At 52.8% G+C, this 16,838-nt stretch carries 17 protein-coding genes; 11 read left to right on the forward strand and 6 right to left on the reverse strand.

What is annotated here, in order from left to right; genetic code table 11:
* Positions 1-108 precede the first annotated feature (108 nt).
* Together LKE13_RS08015 and LKE13_RS08020 are read left to right on the forward strand one after the other, a co-directional pair.
* Positions 109-1,260, forward strand: coding sequence for an acyl-CoA dehydrogenase family protein (locus LKE13_RS08015; protein ID WP_227950005.1), 1,152 nt, complete (start codon positions 109-111; stop codon positions 1,258-1,260).
* Positions 1,261-1,263: 3 nt separating this feature from the next.
* The gene (locus LKE13_RS08020) at positions 1,264-2,319 is read left to right on the forward strand and encodes an enoyl-CoA hydratase/isomerase family protein (RefSeq protein ID WP_227950007.1); all 1,056 of its coding nucleotides are present in this window, start codon (positions 1,264-1,266) and stop codon (positions 2,317-2,319) included.
* A 4-nt stretch (positions 2,320-2,323) separates the two neighbouring features.
* Here the strand turns inward: LKE13_RS08020 and LKE13_RS08025 are convergent, their stop codons facing one another.
* On the reverse strand, positions 2,324-2,626 hold the full coding sequence (locus LKE13_RS08025; RefSeq protein ID WP_227950010.1) for a DUF1330 domain-containing protein: 303 nt from the start codon (positions 2,624-2,626) through the stop codon (positions 2,324-2,326).
* Positions 2,627-2,678: 52 nt separating this feature from the next.
* On the opposite strand from LKE13_RS08025, the gene LKE13_RS08030 reads away from it, so the two are divergent.
* Entirely contained in the window at positions 2,679-3,473 is a 795-nt protein-coding gene (locus LKE13_RS08030) for an enoyl-CoA hydratase/isomerase family protein (RefSeq protein ID WP_227950011.1), read from the forward strand.
* A gap of 5 nt (positions 3,474-3,478) precedes the next feature.
* On the opposite strand, the gene LKE13_RS08035 is transcribed toward LKE13_RS08030, so the two are convergent.
* Complete coding sequence (locus LKE13_RS08035; RefSeq protein ID WP_227950012.1) at positions 3,479-5,800, reverse strand: AAA family ATPase; 2,322 nt, start codon at positions 5,798-5,800, stop codon at positions 3,479-3,481.
* An 80-nt stretch (positions 5,801-5,880) separates the two neighbouring features.
* Here LKE13_RS08035 and LKE13_RS08040 point away from each other — a divergent pair, with 80 nt between their 5' ends.
* Together LKE13_RS08040 and LKE13_RS08045 are read left to right on the forward strand one after the other, a co-directional pair.
* Positions 5,881-6,447, forward strand: coding sequence for an alpha/beta hydrolase (locus tag LKE13_RS08040; protein WP_227950013.1), 567 nt, complete (start codon positions 5,881-5,883; stop codon positions 6,445-6,447).
* Positions 6,441-6,683: an alpha/beta hydrolase gene (locus LKE13_RS08045; protein WP_227950014.1), complete on the forward strand. Its 243-nt coding sequence runs from the start codon at positions 6,441-6,443 to the stop codon at positions 6,681-6,683. Before LKE13_RS08040 ends, LKE13_RS08045 begins: the two co-directional genes overlap by 7 nt.
* Before the next feature lie 14 nt (positions 6,684-6,697).
* Here LKE13_RS08045 and LKE13_RS08050 read toward each other — a convergent pair whose 3' ends face one another.
* Together LKE13_RS08050 and LKE13_RS08055 are read right to left on the reverse strand one after the other, a co-directional pair.
* The gene (locus LKE13_RS08050; protein WP_227950015.1) at positions 6,698-7,462 is read right to left on the reverse strand and encodes an SDR family oxidoreductase; all 765 of its coding nucleotides are present in this window, start codon (positions 7,460-7,462) and stop codon (positions 6,698-6,700) included.
* Between the two features lie 61 nt (positions 7,463-7,523).
* The gene (locus tag LKE13_RS08055) at positions 7,524-8,717 is read right to left on the reverse strand and encodes an acyl-CoA dehydrogenase (RefSeq protein WP_227950016.1); all 1,194 of its coding nucleotides are present in this window, start codon (positions 8,715-8,717) and stop codon (positions 7,524-7,526) included.
* A 161-nt stretch (positions 8,718-8,878) separates the two neighbouring features.
* On the opposite strand from LKE13_RS08055, the gene LKE13_RS08060 reads away from it, so the two are divergent.
* Positions 8,879-9,133, forward strand: a complete 255-nt coding sequence (locus LKE13_RS08060; RefSeq protein WP_227950017.1) for a DUF6898 family protein — start codon at positions 8,879-8,881, stop codon at positions 9,131-9,133.
* 9 nt (positions 9,134-9,142) lie between these two features.
* Here LKE13_RS08060 and LKE13_RS08065 read toward each other — a convergent pair whose 3' ends face one another.
* Complete coding sequence (locus LKE13_RS08065; RefSeq protein WP_227950019.1) at positions 9,143-10,759, reverse strand: phosphoethanolamine transferase; 1,617 nt, start codon at positions 10,757-10,759, stop codon at positions 9,143-9,145.
* A 206-nt stretch (positions 10,760-10,965) separates the two neighbouring features.
* Positions 10,966-11,406, reverse strand: coding sequence for a MucR family transcriptional regulator (locus LKE13_RS08070; RefSeq protein WP_227950022.1), 441 nt, complete (start codon positions 11,404-11,406; stop codon positions 10,966-10,968).
* A gap of 752 nt (positions 11,407-12,158) precedes the next feature.
* Between LKE13_RS08070 and glyA the strand changes: the two genes are divergently transcribed.
* The 5 genes from glyA to ribB are packed head-to-tail and all read left to right on the forward strand — an operon-like array spanning position 12,159 to position 16,835.
* Complete coding sequence (glyA, locus tag LKE13_RS08075; protein WP_227950024.1) at positions 12,159-13,454, forward strand: serine hydroxymethyltransferase; 1,296 nt, start codon at positions 12,159-12,161, stop codon at positions 13,452-13,454.
* A 59-nt stretch (positions 13,455-13,513) separates the two neighbouring features.
* The gene (gene nrdR, locus LKE13_RS08080; protein ID WP_227950026.1) at positions 13,514-13,975 is read left to right on the forward strand and encodes a transcriptional regulator NrdR; all 462 of its coding nucleotides are present in this window, start codon (positions 13,514-13,516) and stop codon (positions 13,973-13,975) included.
* A 33-nt stretch (positions 13,976-14,008) separates the two neighbouring features.
* Complete coding sequence (ribD, locus tag LKE13_RS08085) at positions 14,009-15,124, forward strand: bifunctional diaminohydroxyphosphoribosylaminopyrimidine deaminase/5-amino-6-(5-phosphoribosylamino)uracil reductase RibD (RefSeq protein WP_227950028.1); 1,116 nt, start codon at positions 14,009-14,011, stop codon at positions 15,122-15,124.
* Positions 15,125-15,129: 5 nt separating this feature from the next.
* Complete coding sequence (locus LKE13_RS08090; RefSeq protein WP_227950030.1) at positions 15,130-15,726, forward strand: riboflavin synthase; 597 nt, start codon at positions 15,130-15,132, stop codon at positions 15,724-15,726.
* The gene (gene ribB / locus LKE13_RS08095; RefSeq protein ID WP_227950033.1) at positions 15,723-16,835 is read left to right on the forward strand and encodes a 3,4-dihydroxy-2-butanone-4-phosphate synthase; all 1,113 of its coding nucleotides are present in this window, start codon (positions 15,723-15,725) and stop codon (positions 16,833-16,835) included. Before LKE13_RS08090 ends, ribB begins: the two co-directional genes overlap by 4 nt.
* Positions 16,836-16,838: the final 3 nt, after the last annotated feature.

The raw sequence follows: 16,838 nt of genomic DNA on the forward strand, positions 1-16,838 counted from the left end.
AAATGTTTAGGGGCTCAATCCTAAACCTAACAGTCGTTTGGTAATTTATTGACAGCCATCGCGCAAGATCGTATCAACATGGCAAAGCAGAAAAAGAGGTCGATACCCATGGACTTTAATTTATCTGAAGATCAGGTGGCTTTTCGTGATATGGCGCGAAGTTTTGCTGCCGAGGTTTTTGCGCCCAACGCCGAAAAGTGGGACGAGGAAAGAACATTCCCTGTCATGGAAATGCGCAAAGCCGCCGAACTTGGCTTTGCGGGCATTTACGTGGGGGAGGAGCATGGCGGCTCCGCCTTGACCCGCCTCGATGCAGCGATCATTTTTGAGGAACTGGCATCTGGCTGTGCCTCGACCGCAGCCTTCATCTCCATCCATAATATGGCGAGCTGGATGATCGACCGTTTTGGCTCTGATGTGGTGCGGGCCAAGTATCTTCCGAAACTCACCACCATGGAAGAATTCGCGAGCTATTGCCTGACCGAGCCGGGCTCGGGTTCCGATGCGGCAGCACTTCGCACGAAAGCGGTGCGCGATGGCGATCATTATGTCATCAACGGCGGCAAGGCCTTTATCTCCGGCGGAGGTAAGGCGGATCTCTATGTCACGATGGTTCGCACCGGTGATGATGGCCCGAAAGGGATCAGCTGTATTGCGGTGCCCGCGGATGCGCCGGGTATCAGCTTTGGCGCACAGGAACGCAAGATGGGCTGGAACTCCCAGCCGACGGCGCAGGTCCTGTTCGATGACTGCCGCGTACCGGTTGAAAATTTGATCGGCAACGAAGGTGACGGCTTCAAAATTGCGATGATGGGTCTCGATGGCGGGCGGCTTAATATAGGGGCGTGCTCCATTGGTGCGGCGCGGGCCTGTCTTGAGCTTGCGCAAAGCTACACCGCCGATCGCAAGCAGTTCGGCAAACCCGTCGGCAGTTTTCAAGCTGTGCAGTTCAAGCTTGCGGATATGGCAACAGAGCTGGAGGCGGCGCGCCTTATGATCCGGCAGGCGGCGGCCAAGCTGGACGCGAAGGACACGGAGGCAACGCTCTATTGCGCCATGGCCAAGAGATTCGCGACTGATGTTGGGTTTAATGTCTGTAATGAGGCGCTGCAGCTTCATGGCGGCTACGGTTATCTCCGTGATTTCCCGCTGGAACGCTTCGTGCGCGATACCCGCGTGCACCAGATCCTGGAGGGCACGAACGAGATCATGCGCGTTGTCATCTCGCGCAAGCTGAGCGAAGGGCAGGGGAGAAGTTAGGGTATGAGTTCGGAAGAAGAAATCCTGTTTGCACGTGAAGGCGCGCTCGGCCTTGTCACGCTGAACCGGCCAAAGGCGCTGAACGCGCTCACCCATGAAATGTGCCTCGCATTGGATGCGAAGTTGAAGGTGTGGGAAACGGACGACAGCGTGCGTGCCGTGTTGATCGAAGGGGCAGGCGAGAGAGCCTTCTGCGCCGGCGGTGATATCGTCAAGCTTTATAATGAGGGACGCGCTGGCGGTGATTATCCGCTTCATTTCTACCGCGATGAATATCTTCTCAACGCCCGGATCAAGCATTTCCCGAAGCCCTATATTGCGCTGATCGACGGGATCGTCATGGGCGGCGGGGTTGGTGTCTCGGTTCATGGCAGCCACCGCATCGCCACCGAACGCACCTTGTTCGCTATGCCCGAAAGCGGCATTGGCCTCTTCCCCGATGTGGGCGGGACGTATTTCCTGCCGCGTCTGGAGGGGGAGCTGGGCATGTATCTCGGCCTGACCGGCGCGCGGCTTAAAACAGCGGATTCCGTCTTTGCCGGGATCGCCCAGAGTTATATCCCGTCCGAGAAGCTGCCTGCGTTGAAAGACGCCCTCGCGGCGCATGAGTTTGCGGGCGATGCCAGTGCGGAGGTGGGCAAGCTTTTGGCTGGGTTCGCCGCCGATCCCGGCGATGCACCGATTGCGGAGACATTGCCCGCGATCAACCGGCATTTCGCGAAAAGCTCGGTCCCGGCGATTATCGAGAGCCTGCAGTCCGACGGCGATGCGTTCGCGGCGAAGACGGCGGACAGCCTGCTCACCAAGTCACCAACCAGCATGAAGCTCACCTTTGAACAGCTTCGCCGCGGTAAAACGCTCGATTTCGATGACTGCATGCGACAGGAGTTCCGCATGGTCAACCGCGTGATCAAGGGTGTTGATTTCTACGAGGGGACCCGCGCCGCCGTCATCGACAAGGATCAGTCCCCGAAATGGACCCCGGCGACGCTGGACGAGGTGAGCGACGCGGACATCGCGGCCTATTTCGAGCCGTTGCCGGACGGGGAACTGTTCTAGCCGCCTACCAAAGCGGTTTGTCGAGCCCTTCGAGGATGACAAACTGCCCCTTGGCGGCATCCTTTCGGGCGTCGCGCGCTTTCTTGTATTCGGGGCTGTCATAGAAGGCCTTGACTGCCGCCATATCCGGATATTCGACGATCACCACCCGCCGGGTTTCCTCCGGCCCCTCAAGGGTTTCCATCGGTCCGCCGCGCGTTAAATAGCGCCCGCCGTATTTTTTGATGGCGATTGGCGCGAGGGATTTATAGACTTCATACTGCTCCGGGTCGGTGACATCGATCCGGGCGATCATATAAGCGGGCATTTTACGGTCCTTTTCTGCGATCCAATTAATAAAAACAATAAGGGGGAATGGCATGAGCTACAAGTATGTAACAGTCACACGGGAGGGGCGCATCGCCACCGTCCGCTTCGATCGCGGCAATGACGTCAACCCGCTCTCCATCGACGCGATGAAGGAACTGACCGAGGTCGCCCACTCGTTCGAGGGGGATACGGAGACAAGCGCGATCATCCTCACCGGGAACGGGAAGAACTTCACCGTCGGGTTCGATCTGAAAGACCCCGCCGTGAAAGCGCGGATCGACGCCGGCGTGATGGAGCGGCGGGAGATGCTGAAAGTCGGCCCGCGGATGAGCAAGGCGTGGGAGGATCTGGAGCCCATGACCCTCGTCGCCGTGGATGGCTACTGCATCGGCGGCGGTGTCGCGCTCTCGGTCGCCTGCGATATGCGCATCGCGTCAAAGGGCGCGATCTTCTGGGTGCCGGAAATCCGCAACGGCATGAATATGAGCTGGCAATCCGTGCCGCGCATGGTCAACCTGATGGGTCCGGCGCGCACCAAGCAGCTCTGTATCATCGCCGACAAAATCAGCGCCGAGACCGCGCGGGACTGGGGCCTCATTGAGGAAGTGGCGGAAGAGGGCGGCGCCTACGACCTCGCGCTGGAATTCGCAAAGAAAATCGCCGCCATGCCGCCGCTGCCCGTCCGCATGATCAAGCAGGGCGCAAGCGTCGCCGCCAACGCCCTCAACCACGCCGTCAGCTATATGGATATGGACCAATACACCGTCGCCATCACCTCCGAAGACCACGCCGAGGGGATACAGGCCTTCCTCGAAAAACGCGACCCGGTATTTAAGGGGCGGTAGTGGGGTTAAGAAGGCAAAATTAGCTTTCTCATTTGTTTGTAGTGATTTTTATCTCTATTGCGAATGTATTTCATTGCTGCAGAAGCAGCATGTTTTGCTTCTTCTATAGTAAGAGATGAGAGTGAAGTTGCTCCGACAATGCCTCCATGTGATTCAATTTGAAGTAATCGTTCCAAAGCTGTGATTTCTTCTCTAGTCATTTCTTTGTTGTCTTGAATTTCGGCTATTGCTGCTGAAAAACTATCTGTTCCTGGAGAGGCATATGCAAGGAAAATTTCAAGCATTTTCCGAATGGCGTTAGGCAGTAAAAACAGTTGGGAAAATTCATCAGTAGTAGTTGCGGTATACGTTAAATAGAATAGGTAATGATATTCGGACTCGTAGTCTCGAATTAATTCCGGCATCAAAGTTAATGATGTTTCACGATTTGTAAGGTCGTCTGTTGAGCATTCGCATTTTAAATATAAAAATTGAGAATTGGGTTCGACCTGGCCGCTATATGTATTTTTGAAATTCCGTTTCACCATATGGAGAAACTGGATGTTGTGAGTTAGCACAATTACCTGTGCGCATTTTTTTGTCCGACGTTTAATTAATGCGAACGCGTGTGTCATGGATTGGGTGTCTAAACTGGAAATTGGGTCATCAATAACGATAACAAGTTCCTTGTTATTTCTGCCTTCTGCCTTCAATAAAGTTATGAAATAGCAAAAACCAATTGCAGTTTTTTCACCTTCACTAAGAGTTGTCGCTACGGAACCATCACTTCTTAATAATTCGTACCCTTCATCTTTTGAACGAAGAGTAATGTCTTTATGTCCTAAATAATCTTGAAGAAGGGCGTTGAGATAAGGCAAAGCAACTCCATGTTTGCTCAGTTGTTCGGAAAGAGCCAGTTTCTCGACATTGGCTTCCCTTAATTCATTTCCGATCCTTTCCAATTCATTATCATTTTGTTTACAGCGCTCCGATAGATTTTCGTATTGTTTTTCTTCTTTTAACAAAATGTGGTTTTTAAGCGCGTCCGCAGATATTTTCCGCCGTTTTTCATGTTCATCAAATGCTTCGTTATGGTCTTTAATAATCTCAATTATTGACGAAAGTGTTTTCCCAACGTCTTCAGACCAACTCGATTCAACAAAGTCATTTAATTCTGTTGGGATTGAAACCGATTGAAACGGTTTCTCTGCCTTCTCAGATAGCAGCAATACTGCGAGTTCTACTGCTGTTTCTGCGTTTACAATGATTTCCCGAAACTTTGGTCTAGTCTCTTCAAACAACGCGCGTTTGTTGACATCAATGTCGTGGGAACGCGGTAGCGTCTGTACCGATCCCTTAAGATTTTTGATAACTAACTTCAATCCGTCGAGTTCTTTGTTTAGATCGGCTTGGATATTGAGCCAACTAGCGTCGAACAACTTGTCGAGGTTGATTTTACGGCTTTCTGAAATTGGGTTTTTACAAAATAGGCAATGATCTAACCCATTATTCTTATGATATTCGTGGCCAGACTGAACCCAACCAACCATGTCAGAATGTTCTTGCAATATCGTATCTATAGTATTGCCAATTGTTACATCCAGTTTTCTAACAAGCTTTGCTAGGCGATCTTGCAGTCCAAAATCAATAGTTGGACTATATTCAATTTTAGGCAATGGGGCGTTTGAACTTACAATATTCCGATGTATTTCAACCTCTTCATCTTTGAGAAGTTTTCCTTGTTTATATTCCTGTTTTTCGAAATCATTCTGCAAGTGGCTAGCGTTATAGGTTTGTGTCCGAAATACACCGCCCATATCTCGGACTTGCCCGGCTGTTTTGGTTTTAAATTCCTTAAATTCTTTCGCCGACTGCTTTTTATTTTCTTCCGCCTGCGTTTCCTCGCCAGCAAGTTTTTCTAAACGCCTTTTGACTGTCGCAAGTTTTGGTGCGGCGTCAGCATTCTCTTCACTTATATAAAATATCGGACTTGCAGTGCCATCAGCCCGAATGACATTCCTATCTATGAAATCTCTATTAAATACCAATAGATTTTCGCCTAAATGGTTTTTAATTTCCGTGCTGTTAATAGTAGTGCCATCTGACAGTTCAATTACAAACTCACATGAATTAGGTAAGTTTTCATCTATTTTTTCATCAATTATAGATGAAAATATTCTCGAAATAGTTGTTTTTCCGGTTCCGTTGAACCCATATATTAGGGTTTTTTTTAGAAAATTTGCTTTATCGTCTTTTTGCTCGTGATTCTTCCAGACACCAGTATTTGAAATCCGGCGAATTTTTTTGATAGTCACTGGCTCTGTTGCCTTTTCGCTTTCAGTTTCCATCTTTCTTTTCAGTGTATATATACATCGTTATTTTCATATTATACGTGTAATTTTAATAATGGAATAGTACAGTAACCCCCATGACCTTATCCCGTAAAATATTCCTCTGGCTTCTCGCCCTGATCCTGCTCTTTGTCGTGATCCCCTTTACGGGGATTTATTTTGCGCAAGGGGCGTTTGTTTTTCCGGTGCCGGAGGGGGCGGGGGCGGTCAATCCGGCCGCCGGGTTCGAGCCGGTGACGATCCCCACGCCGGATGGGGAGCGGCTCAACGCCTTCTATCATCCGCCGGGCGAGAGGGGGGCGAGCATTCTCGTCTTTCATGGCAATGCGGAGACAGCGGCCAACCAGATCGCGCGTGGATCGATGCTGGCCGAGGTGGGGTTCGGTGTCCTGCTCGCGGAGTATCGCGGCTATGGCGGCAGCACGGGCGAACCCTCTGAGGCGGGGGTGATCACCGACGGCCTCGCGTCCTATGATTTTCTGGAGGGGGAGACGGATGGCCCCATCGGTATCCTTGCCCATTCGCTCGGTACCGGGGCGGCGATCCCGGTCGCGGCGGCGCGGCCCGTCTTCGCGGTGGTGCTGGAAAGCCCGTTTACGTCGCTGCTCGATATCGCGCGCTACCGCCGTTTCATTTTATGCTGAAATACCCGTTCCGGAATGACGAACGGATTGGCGGGGTAACTGCCCCGATCCTGATCATTCATGGCACAGAGGACAAGGTGATCCCGTTTGAGGAGGGGAAGAAGCTCGCCGCCCTTGCGCTCGCAGGCACCGAGTTTATCAAGATTGAGGGCGCGGGGCATAACAACCTCGGCCGTTATGGCGATATGAAAATGGCGACCAGCTTTTTCGACAAAGCGCTGGCCGCCGATCAATAGCGCGGGGCGCTGTTTTACTTCACATAGGCGTCGCGGAGTTTGCGCATGCCTTTCAGCCAGCGGTCATAGTCGGTCGCCTTGCGCAGCATATATTCGCGCACCTGTTTGTGCGGGAGGATGAGGAATTCTTCCTTGTCCATGGTCTCGACCACGCAATCGGCGAGTTCTTCCGGTTCCATCGTCCCATCGACGGAGGCAACCCCGTCAAGACGGTTTTCCGTCATCGCGGTGCGGACCTGCTGCGGGCAGAGGACGGAAACCCGCACGCCCTTGTCACCGTAGCGGATTGACATGGTCTCCGCAAAGGCGATGGCCGCATGTTTCGTGGTGGCGTAGGTCGCGCTGTCGACCTGCGACAGCAGGCCGGCGGCAGAGGCGGTGTTCACCAGATAGCCGCCGCCATTGGCGATCATCTTATCGACCACCGCGCGGGCCGCATAAACATGGGCCATCACATGGACATCCCAGTTAAGCTGCCAGTTTTCGTCCGACGTTTCTTCCCAGCCATAGCGGGCGAGCCCGGCGTTGGAGACAAAGATATCGATGGGGCCATAAGCCTCCTCCGCCTTCGCGACCAGATTCTGGATATCCGATTCCTTGCCCACATTGCAGGGAACCGCAAGACCGTTGACAGAGGCCGCAACCTCTTTCAGCGGTCCTTCCTGCAGGTCGGCAACGGTGATACCCTTCGCCCCCTCCGCATGGAAGCGTTCCGCAAGCGCCTTTCCGATGCCGCTTGCCCCGCCTGTGATGACAACATTTTTGCCCGCTATTTTCATGTTCTTCCTCCCGCAGCTTTATGCTGTTTTATTGGTTTATAGGGCTGATTGTGGCGTTATTTCACGCGCCGGTAAAGGACTGAATGCCGGTCTGCGCGCGTCCCAGAATCAGCGCATGGACGTCATGGGTGCCTTCATAGGTATTGACGGCCTCCAGATTCATGACATGGCGGATGACGTGATATTCATCCGAGATGCCGTTACCGCCATGCATGTCGCGGGCCATGCGCGCAATATCGAGTGCCTTGCCGCAGCTGTTGCGCTTGATCAGCGAGATCATTTCCGGTGCGGCGCGGTTTTCATCGCGCAGGCGTCCAACGCGCAGGCAGCTTTGCAGGCCGAGGGAGATTTCTGTCTGCATATCGGCGAGCTTTTTCTGGATCAGCTGATTGGCGGCGAGGGGACGGCCAAACTGCTTGCGCTCTAACGTGTAATTAAGCGCGGCCTGCCAGCAGAATTCCGCAGCGCCAAGTGCACCCCAGGCAATGCCGAAGCGGGCGGAGTTGAGGCAGCCGAACGGTCCGCCAAGGCCCTGGACGTTTGGCAGCAGGTTTTCTTCCGGCACGAAGACATTGTCCATAACGATTTCGCCGGTGATGGAGGCGCGAAGGGAAAATTTCCCTTCGATCTTCGGCGCGGAAAGCCCTTCCATGCCTTTTTCAAGAACAAAGCCGCGGATCACGCCATCGTCAGTTTTTGCCCAGACGACAAAGACATCGGCGACCGGGGCGTTGGTGATCCACATCTTCGCGCCGTTCAGGTGGTAACCGCCATCGACGGATTTCGCCCGCGTTACCATGGAGCCGGGGTCGGAGCCATGGTCGGGTTCGGTCAGGCCAAAGCAGCCGATCCATTCGCCGGTCGCAAGTTTCGGCAGGTATTTTTGTTTCTGCTCTTCTGTGCCATAGGCGTTGATCGGATGCATGACGAGGCTGGACTGCACGCTCATCATCGAGCGGTAGCCGCTGTCGACCCGCTCAACCTCGCGCGCGACAAGACCGTAGGAGACATAGCCGAGGCCGGCGCAGCCATAACCTTCGATCGTAGAGCCGAGGAGGCCCAGTTCGCCCATCTCGGTGAAGATCGCCCGATCGAATGTTTCGTGGCGGTTCGCTTCCAGCACCCGGCTCATCAGTTTTTCCTGACAGTAATCGCGGGCTGTATCGCGGACCAGCCGTTCTTCTTCGGTCAGCTGATCATCCAGCAAGAAAGGGTCGACAGGATCAAAGACGGGTTTGGAAGAGGCGCTGCTCATAGGGATATCTCCGTTTATATAATTATATTATTTGGCCGGGCAGGCGGCATATAGTCGATTGTTTAGCCGTTTTGCGATGCAACATCAATATGCTTCATAGTCTTTAAAACAATATATGATATGCTTAACGCAGTAGCTTTCAAATATTCAGGCAAATGGGTATGGCACCTGACAATGTAAAAGGCGAGTATATCGTTGAGTTCCAGCAGCATGGTGCTTCCGTCAAGGTTTCTGCGATTGATCCGGTAACGATGACAGAGGTTTCCATCGTTGGGCCGAGTTCCATCGGGCAGGAGGAACTTAAACGCACCGCGCTTCAAAAACTGCACTATGTAATGAACAAGAAGGACGGACGCGTTGTCACGGAAAACAGTTCCGCGCCGGATATACCAAAGAAGCCGGGGATTATTGTTTAACCCGGCGGCTTACTGGTGGTAACTCTCTGGTTTCATGGGCAGGATGCCCGACCCGTTGGCGATCTTGTTCTCATCCACAATAATTTCGAACATCTCGAGAAGTAGCTTGCTGAAATCATCATGGGTCATGGGATCATTGAGGCGGGCTTGAAGCTGATTCTTGTCGATATCCGATGTGTCACTGGCCCAGATGACAAAGGGCACATGTGTCTGGGTTTCCGGGGCAACAAAATAGGGCATTCCATGCAGATAAACGCCCATCTCACCCAGAGATTCTCCGTGATCGCTTAAATAGATCAGTGATGTTTCGTATCGACCCTGCTTGCTTTCGAGAAAGTTAATAGCGGCATCCAGGAAGTTGTCGGTATATAAAATAGTATTGTCATAGGCGTTGATGATTTCGGCTTCGGTGCAGGAGCCAAGCTCTTTTGACTGACAATCCGGTTCAAAGACAGCGTAGTCATCGGGATAGCGTTTGAAATAGGCGGGACCATGACTTCCCAACTGATGCAGGACGATCAGGATATCGCCATCCTGCTGCGCGACATAGTCTTCCAACCCATCCAGCATTCCGATGTCGCGGCATTCTTCGGCGTCACACTGACGGTTTATGTCCGGGTCCTGGAAGTATTCGTAGGTGACCCGGCTCGCCACCCCTTGCGAACCTGTGTTGTTATCTCGCCAGAGAACGGACACGCCAGCCTTTACCAGAACATCGAGTGTATTTTCCGTGAAGCTCGCCTGATTGATGGCAAAATCTGATCGGTTATCAAGAGAAAACATGCAGGGCAGGGAAACTGCGGTCGATGTGCCGCAAGATCGCATATCAGTGAAGGAGAGAATATTTTCCCGCTTGGCAAGCTTCGGGGTTGTTTGCCGTGTGTATCCATTCAGCCCGAAATGGTCGGCGCGGGCCGTCTCGCCAACGACAACAATCACTAGTTCATGCTCCGCATCATCAGACGGGATGATCGCTGTTTTGATACGAGGTCGGAACGTTGTATCAACAGTACCGCCGCCGATATCGATGGCCAGCTTGATCGCGGAATAGATTGGATGAACGGGATTCGTGAAATACCTAAGTGGTTTATGTTCGCGAAAAAGGCTGGCGTAGGAATTACCGAAAGGTGCCATGGAAACCGCCGCGACCAGAACAGAGATGACTGCGGCTCCGGCAAGGCGCCTTTGTCGCGTAAACAAGGAGGCTGGTTTAATGGGGATCAGGAACAGGAGGATGGAGGGAAGAAGACCAAGAAAGCCAACTCGAAGAACCAATCCCCAGTTCAGTAGATCACCGGCTTCATTTATATCCGTCGCGAAAACATTGCGGATCATATCCTGATCGATAGGGATTCCGAGATTGTCACTGAAAAAGCCAACCACCGCGCCAATCATCAGGAAAAGCACGGCAACAATCCGAACGGGCAGAAAGAATGAAAAAACTGTCGCTACCAGCATGATCGCACAGAGGAGAACGACCCCTTGGGAGATCAGAAAGGGAAGGTATTGATCAATCCCGTAGACGGCAATGGTTTGTTCGAAATACTGCAGGTTTGCCGTTGCCAGCAGGAACAAGGATATGATCCATAGCAAAATGCCAGGGCTAAGAGCAAAACGTGGTTTCATTAATCTGAGACATCCGCGATATAGATACATTGCCAAAAAGGCCGAGTCAGGTCCGCAGCCGATTGGCTACGAACCCTGAAGTATCTACTAACCGGATATATGGGGGCTATACAAGAACTGCGTTAGCGGCATTATGACGCGTCTGCCAGAAACCATGTAGGTTTTTGGCATTGTCTTTCCGAAAAATGTGGCGGTTATGTCCTCAGCTATGCCGTCTTTTTCTTACGCCCGAGACCGAATTCCTTCGCAAATTGCGAACGCCGTTTTGCATAAGCTGGCGCGACCATGGGATAATCTGGCGGGAGGTTCCATTTGGCGCGGTACTCTTCCGGTGTCATATCATAATTGGACCGTAGATAGCGCTTCAGCATTTTTAGCTGTTTGCCATCTTCCAGACAGATTAGATAGTCGTTCTGGATAGAGCGTTTGATGGGAACTGCGGGTTTCAGCTCTGCCTGTTCTGACTCTGTATCCATGTCAAGCGACGACAGTGAGCCATAAATTGACTTGATCACTTCGATCAATTCGGAGTTTTCAATCTGGTTATTGCTGACATATGCTGCGGTGATGTCCGCCGTCATGCGGAGCAATTCTTCACGTTCAGATTGAGTTTGGGGGTTACCCTCTTTCGAAAAAGATTGTGTCATTTGCTTTTATTTCATTCGTTTTAAGGGGACTGTAATATTTCTCTACTTGTTACGAAGTGTCTAAGAATGTCAATACATCGTGAGGCGATTAACAGACAAAGCCGTGACTAAGTACCAGCAAACTATAAATAATGCAAATGCCTGATCTAAAAATTGTGTCAAATCATTGCTTTTTTTTTGATTTCTAATTCTACGGCTCTATTCGAATATTCGAAATTACAAAAAATCGCATATAAAAGTAGTTTAATTACGTCAAATTTTGAGTAATGACTTATATATATCATAATGCCGAAATGTCTTGTTAAGCGATCTGGAGCCAGATCTAGAAAATTCGCATTAGTAATCATTATTAAATACTGTAAATGTGAGCATTAGATATCATATACCATCTATATGATTAGATATCTATGAAGATAAGTCCTTTTAATTATTTTCAATACTGAGTTGTTCGTATTAATTTTGTCAGTCTTTTCTTGGGCGGCGCGAAGACTATTTGCATGCGAAAAAAAAGAACAATAACGGCAGAGTTTTTCTAGGAACTCCCTGTCACCTGTGCTATCCATCCGGCGCAGTATTTGCGCGTGCGCGGGATACGCATATTCAACTACCCTTCCGTCGGTCAATTTCGGCCGTTCAGGATAAGCGCTGGGCTCCATTGAATGGGTCCTGCAAGGTCAGGCGGAGAGGTGTTTTATCTGTCTTAAACGGTTCACCCGGGGTAGGCTGGGCCGGTCCGAAAAGGAGTTCAATAGATGACGATTCAAAGTGCTGATCTGGCTAATTTTTTCAAAGCCGATCTTGAGCGGAATGATCCTGATGTTTTTCGCGCGGTTGGATTGGAACTCGGTCGGCAACGGGATCAGATCGAACTGATCGCATCTGAAAATATCGTCAGCCCGGCTGTCATGGCGGCTCAAGGCTCCGTGCTCACTAATAAATATGCGGAAGGTTACCCCGGCCGCCGCTATTACGGCGGTTGTGAGTATGTCGATATTGTTGAGGAACTGGCGATTGACCGCGCAAAGGAACTTTTTGGCTGCGGTTTCGCTAATGTCCAGCCCAACTCCGGATCACAGGCGAACCAGGGCGCTTTCATGGCGCTGATCAAGCCCGGCGACACTATTCTCGGCCTGTCACTGGCCGCTGGTGGTCATCTCACTCATGGTGCCGCGCCGAACCAATCCGGTAAATGGTTCAACGCCATTCATTATGGTGTCGATCGGGAAACACACCAGATTGACTTCGATGAAGTCCGCCAGCTCGCGAAAGAGCATCAACCCAAAATGATTATCGCGGGTGGTTCTGCCTATCCGCGGCATATCGATTTCGCGACCTTCCGCCAGATTGCGGATGAAGTCGGGGCCTATCTGATGGTCGACATGGCGCATTTTGCCGGTCTCGTTGCGGCGGGCGTTCACCCGAGCCCGTTCCCCCATGCGCATATTGCAACCACGACTACCCATAAAACATTGCGCGGCCCGCGGGGCGGCATGATCCTGACAAATGACGAGACGGTTGCCAAAAAGGTAAACTCTGCAATTTTTCCAGGAATGCAGGGCGGACCGTTGATGCATGTGATTGCGGCGAAGGCGGTTGCCTTTGGTGAAGCGCTCACTCCGGCGTTCAAAACATATGCGGCGCAGGTCGTCAAGAATGCGGAAGTGCTGGCAAGTACGCTCGTCGGTCACGGGCTTGATATTGTCTCCGGCGGTACGGATACGCATCTGATGTTGGTTGATCTTCGGCCGAAAAAGCTCACCGGTAATTTCGCAGAGCGCGCGCTTGAAAATGCCAATATCACTTGTAACAAGAATGGCATTCCGTTCGATCCGGAAAAACCGATGGTCACTTCGGGCGTGCGCCTGGGTACACCTGCGGCGACAACGCGCGGCTTCGGGACGGAAGAATTCACGAAAGTCGGCGACCTGATCGCCGAAGTCCTTGACGGATTGGCCGCAAATCCGGAGGATAACGGCGCTGTTGAGGAAAAAGTCCGCGGCGAAGTCAAAAAACTCTGTGACGCATTCCCTCTTTACCCGAACATGTAGGCAGGATGACCGACAAAGGGGCAGCGGGGGAGATGACATGATAAAAAGGGGAAGATTGGATGCGCTGTCCATTTTGTAGCAGTGACGAAACACAGGTCAAGGACAGCCGTCCGACTGAAGATAACACGGCTATCCGGCGGCGACGGGCCTGCGCAACCTGCGGCGCCCGCTTCACCACCTTTGAGCGAGTGCAGCTACGCGAGTTGACCGTCGTCAAGAAAGATGGACAAAGAACACCGTTCGAACGCGAGAAATTGGAACGGTCCGTCAGTATCGCCACCCGCAAGCGCCCGGTCGATCCAGACCGGATTGATCGCATGATCAACGGCATTGTTCGTCAGCTTGAAAGCAGCGGCGATCAGGAAATTCCCTCCGACAAAATCGGGGAGTTGGTGATGGAAGGACTGGCCGCGCTTGATAGCGTGTCATACGTGCGCTTCGCCTCCGTCTACAGGGATTTCCGCGAAGCCAAGGATTTCGAAGAATTTATCGGCGAACTCAGCACCAACGTCACGAGCTGAAGCTGAACTCCGTCTCCAGGAACGCCGGAACCTATGACAGCCTTTAACACCCAACGGGATGAATTTCATATGCGGGCGGCCTTGCGCCTTGCCGCGCGTGGTCTGGGTCGGGTCGCGCCCAACCCAGCGGTCGGCTGCGTGGTTGTTCAGGGCGGGAAGGTCGTGGGGCGCGGCTGGACCCAGGATGGCGGTCGTCCCCATGCGGAAACCATGGCGCTCGACATGGCAGGTGCGCAGGCGAAGGGGGCCATTGTCTATGTCACGCTGGAACCTTGCGCGCATCATGGACAGACTCCCCCCTGCGCCGAGGCACTTGTTAAGACTGGGGTCGGGCGCGTTGTCGTCGCGCTTCGTGATCCGGATGAGCGGGTCAATGGTGGTGGCATCGAAATTCTACAGAAGGCCGGGATCGAGGTTGTCGAAGGCCTTCTCGCCAACGAAGCCTCGGAACTGAATGCGGGCTTTCTCACCACCCGGTTGCATGGGCGACCACTGGTCACGCTTAAAATGGCGACCAGCCTCGATGGGCGGATTGCCACCACCACAGGTGATAGCAAATGGATCACAGGACCGGCGGCGAGACGTTACGGCCATATGTTGCGGGCTGAGAATGATGCGATCATGATCGGTGTGGGCACGGCGTTGGTCGATAACCCGGACCTGACCTGTCGCATTGACGGGCTGGAGAAACATTCCCCCATTCGTATCGTCGCGGATTCGCGCCTGCGGTTGCCGCTTACGTCCAAGTTGGTGGCGAAGGCGAAAGAGATTCCACTCTGGATTTTGACCGTGCCGGGCAACGATAAAGACCGGTTGCAGGCGCTTGAGGATCTCGGTGTTCAAGTTATTGAGGTTACCGCTAATGCCTCGGGTCTGCCGGACATGACGCTTGGTCTCGAGACGCTCTCGAAGCGTGGAATAACGCGAATACTTGTCGAGGGTGGTTCCCATCTTCTGGCAACGCTGATAAAAGATGAGTTGGCGGATCGCTTGATGTGGTTCCGTGCGGGCCGTATTATTGGCGGGGATGGTATTCCCGCCCTTGAATCCATCGGGCTGGAGCGGATCAGCGAGGCGCCGGAACTTCACCTGATCGAGGAACGTCGGCTGGGTGATGATTTATTGGAAAGTTATTTTCTTCGGAATTGAGCAGAATGTTTACAGGCATAATTACAGATGTCGGACGGGTCCGCGCCATTGAGAAAACCGGCGATACCCGCTTTGAAATCGAAACCTCCTTTGACACGGACACAATCGATATCGGCGCGTCAATCGCCTGCTCCGGCCCGTGCCTCACCGTGATCGAGAAAGGGGAGGGGTGGTTCGCTGTCGATGCGTCGGACGAGACGCTTTCCTGCACCAACCTTGGCGACTGGATAGAAGGCACGAAGATTAACCTCGAACGGGCGCTTAAAATCGGTGATGAACTTGGCGGCCATGTTGTCACCGGCCATGTCGATGCGGTGGTCTCGCTGCTGCTTATGGAAACTGTGGGCGATTCAACGAAGCTTGTCTTCTCCCTGCCGGAAAAGTTTGCGGGGCTGGTCGCGGCGAAAGGCTCTATCTGTCTTGATGGCGTCTCCCTCACCGTGAATGAAGTCGGTGACGATCATTTTACCGTCAATATCATTCCGCATACGCAGGAACATACCACTTTTGGCACGCTGACCGTCGGGCGGCGTATCAATTTCGAAATTGATGTACTGGCGCGCTATGTCGCCCGCATGACAGAGGTAAATAAGAAAAAATGAGCTATAAAGAGTACCTCGCCTCAACAGAGGAAATCATTGAGGATGCCCGCAATGGCAAGATGTTCGTGCTTGTCGATGCGGAGGACCGGGAAAATGAAGGCGATCTGGTAATCCCGGCGCAGATGGCGACCCCGGATGTGATCAACTTCATGGCAAAGTTTGGCCGGGGGCTGATTTGTCTTTCAATGTCGGAGGACAGGATCAACCATCTTGGTTTACCGCTTATGGCGCAGGATAACGCCTCCCGCCTGACGACCAACTTCACCGTCTCGATCGAGGCGCGCGAAGGCGTCACTACCGGCATTTCCGCCGCGGACCGCGCCCGTACGATTGCTGTTGCCATTGATCCGACCAAGAATGCGCAGGATATCGTTTCGCCGGGGCATGTCTTTCCACTGGTTGCACGCGAAGGGGGGGTCTTGCGCCGCGCGGGCCACACGGAGGCGGCGGTTGATATTTCCCGTCTTGCGGGGCTACAGCCCGCCGGGGTCATCTGCGAGATCATGAATGACGACGGAACCATGGCACGCCTTCCCGATCTGGTGAAATTTGCCCAGTTCCATGGCCTGAAAGTCGGCACCATTGCCGATCTAATCGCCTATCGCCGTCGCCATGACAGCCTGATCACACGGGAGGTCGAGGCCGACATTTCCAGCAAATATGGCGGCGACTGGAAAATGATCGTCTTCTCCAACCGCCCGGAATATGCGGAGCATGTGGCGCTGGTGAAAGGCGAAGTTTCTGGCGACGATCCGGTGATGGTGCGTATGCATGCGCTGAATCTGCTCGGCGATGTCCTTGGCGAATTGGATGAGAATCCTGATACGCTGCACAGTGCGATGGAACAGATTAATGCGGCGGGCAAGGGCGTTGTTGTTCTTATTCGCGAGCCGCGCGCCATGGCGCTTTCCGATCGGGTGCGGCGCAAGCTTGGCGAGCCGCTGAAAGAGCAGCATGAACTGCGCGACTACGGTATCGGTGCGCAAATCCTCATTGATCTCGGAATCAAGAACATGATCCTGCTCTCCAATCATACGCGGACGGTTGTCGGACTCGATGGCTATGGTCTTGCGATCACGGAAACGCGCCTGATCGAGCAAAAGGGGTAAGCC

This window comes from Sneathiella sp. HT1-7, from assembly GCF_020731145.1.
GTDB lineage: Bacteria > Pseudomonadota > Alphaproteobacteria > Sneathiellales > Sneathiellaceae > Sneathiella.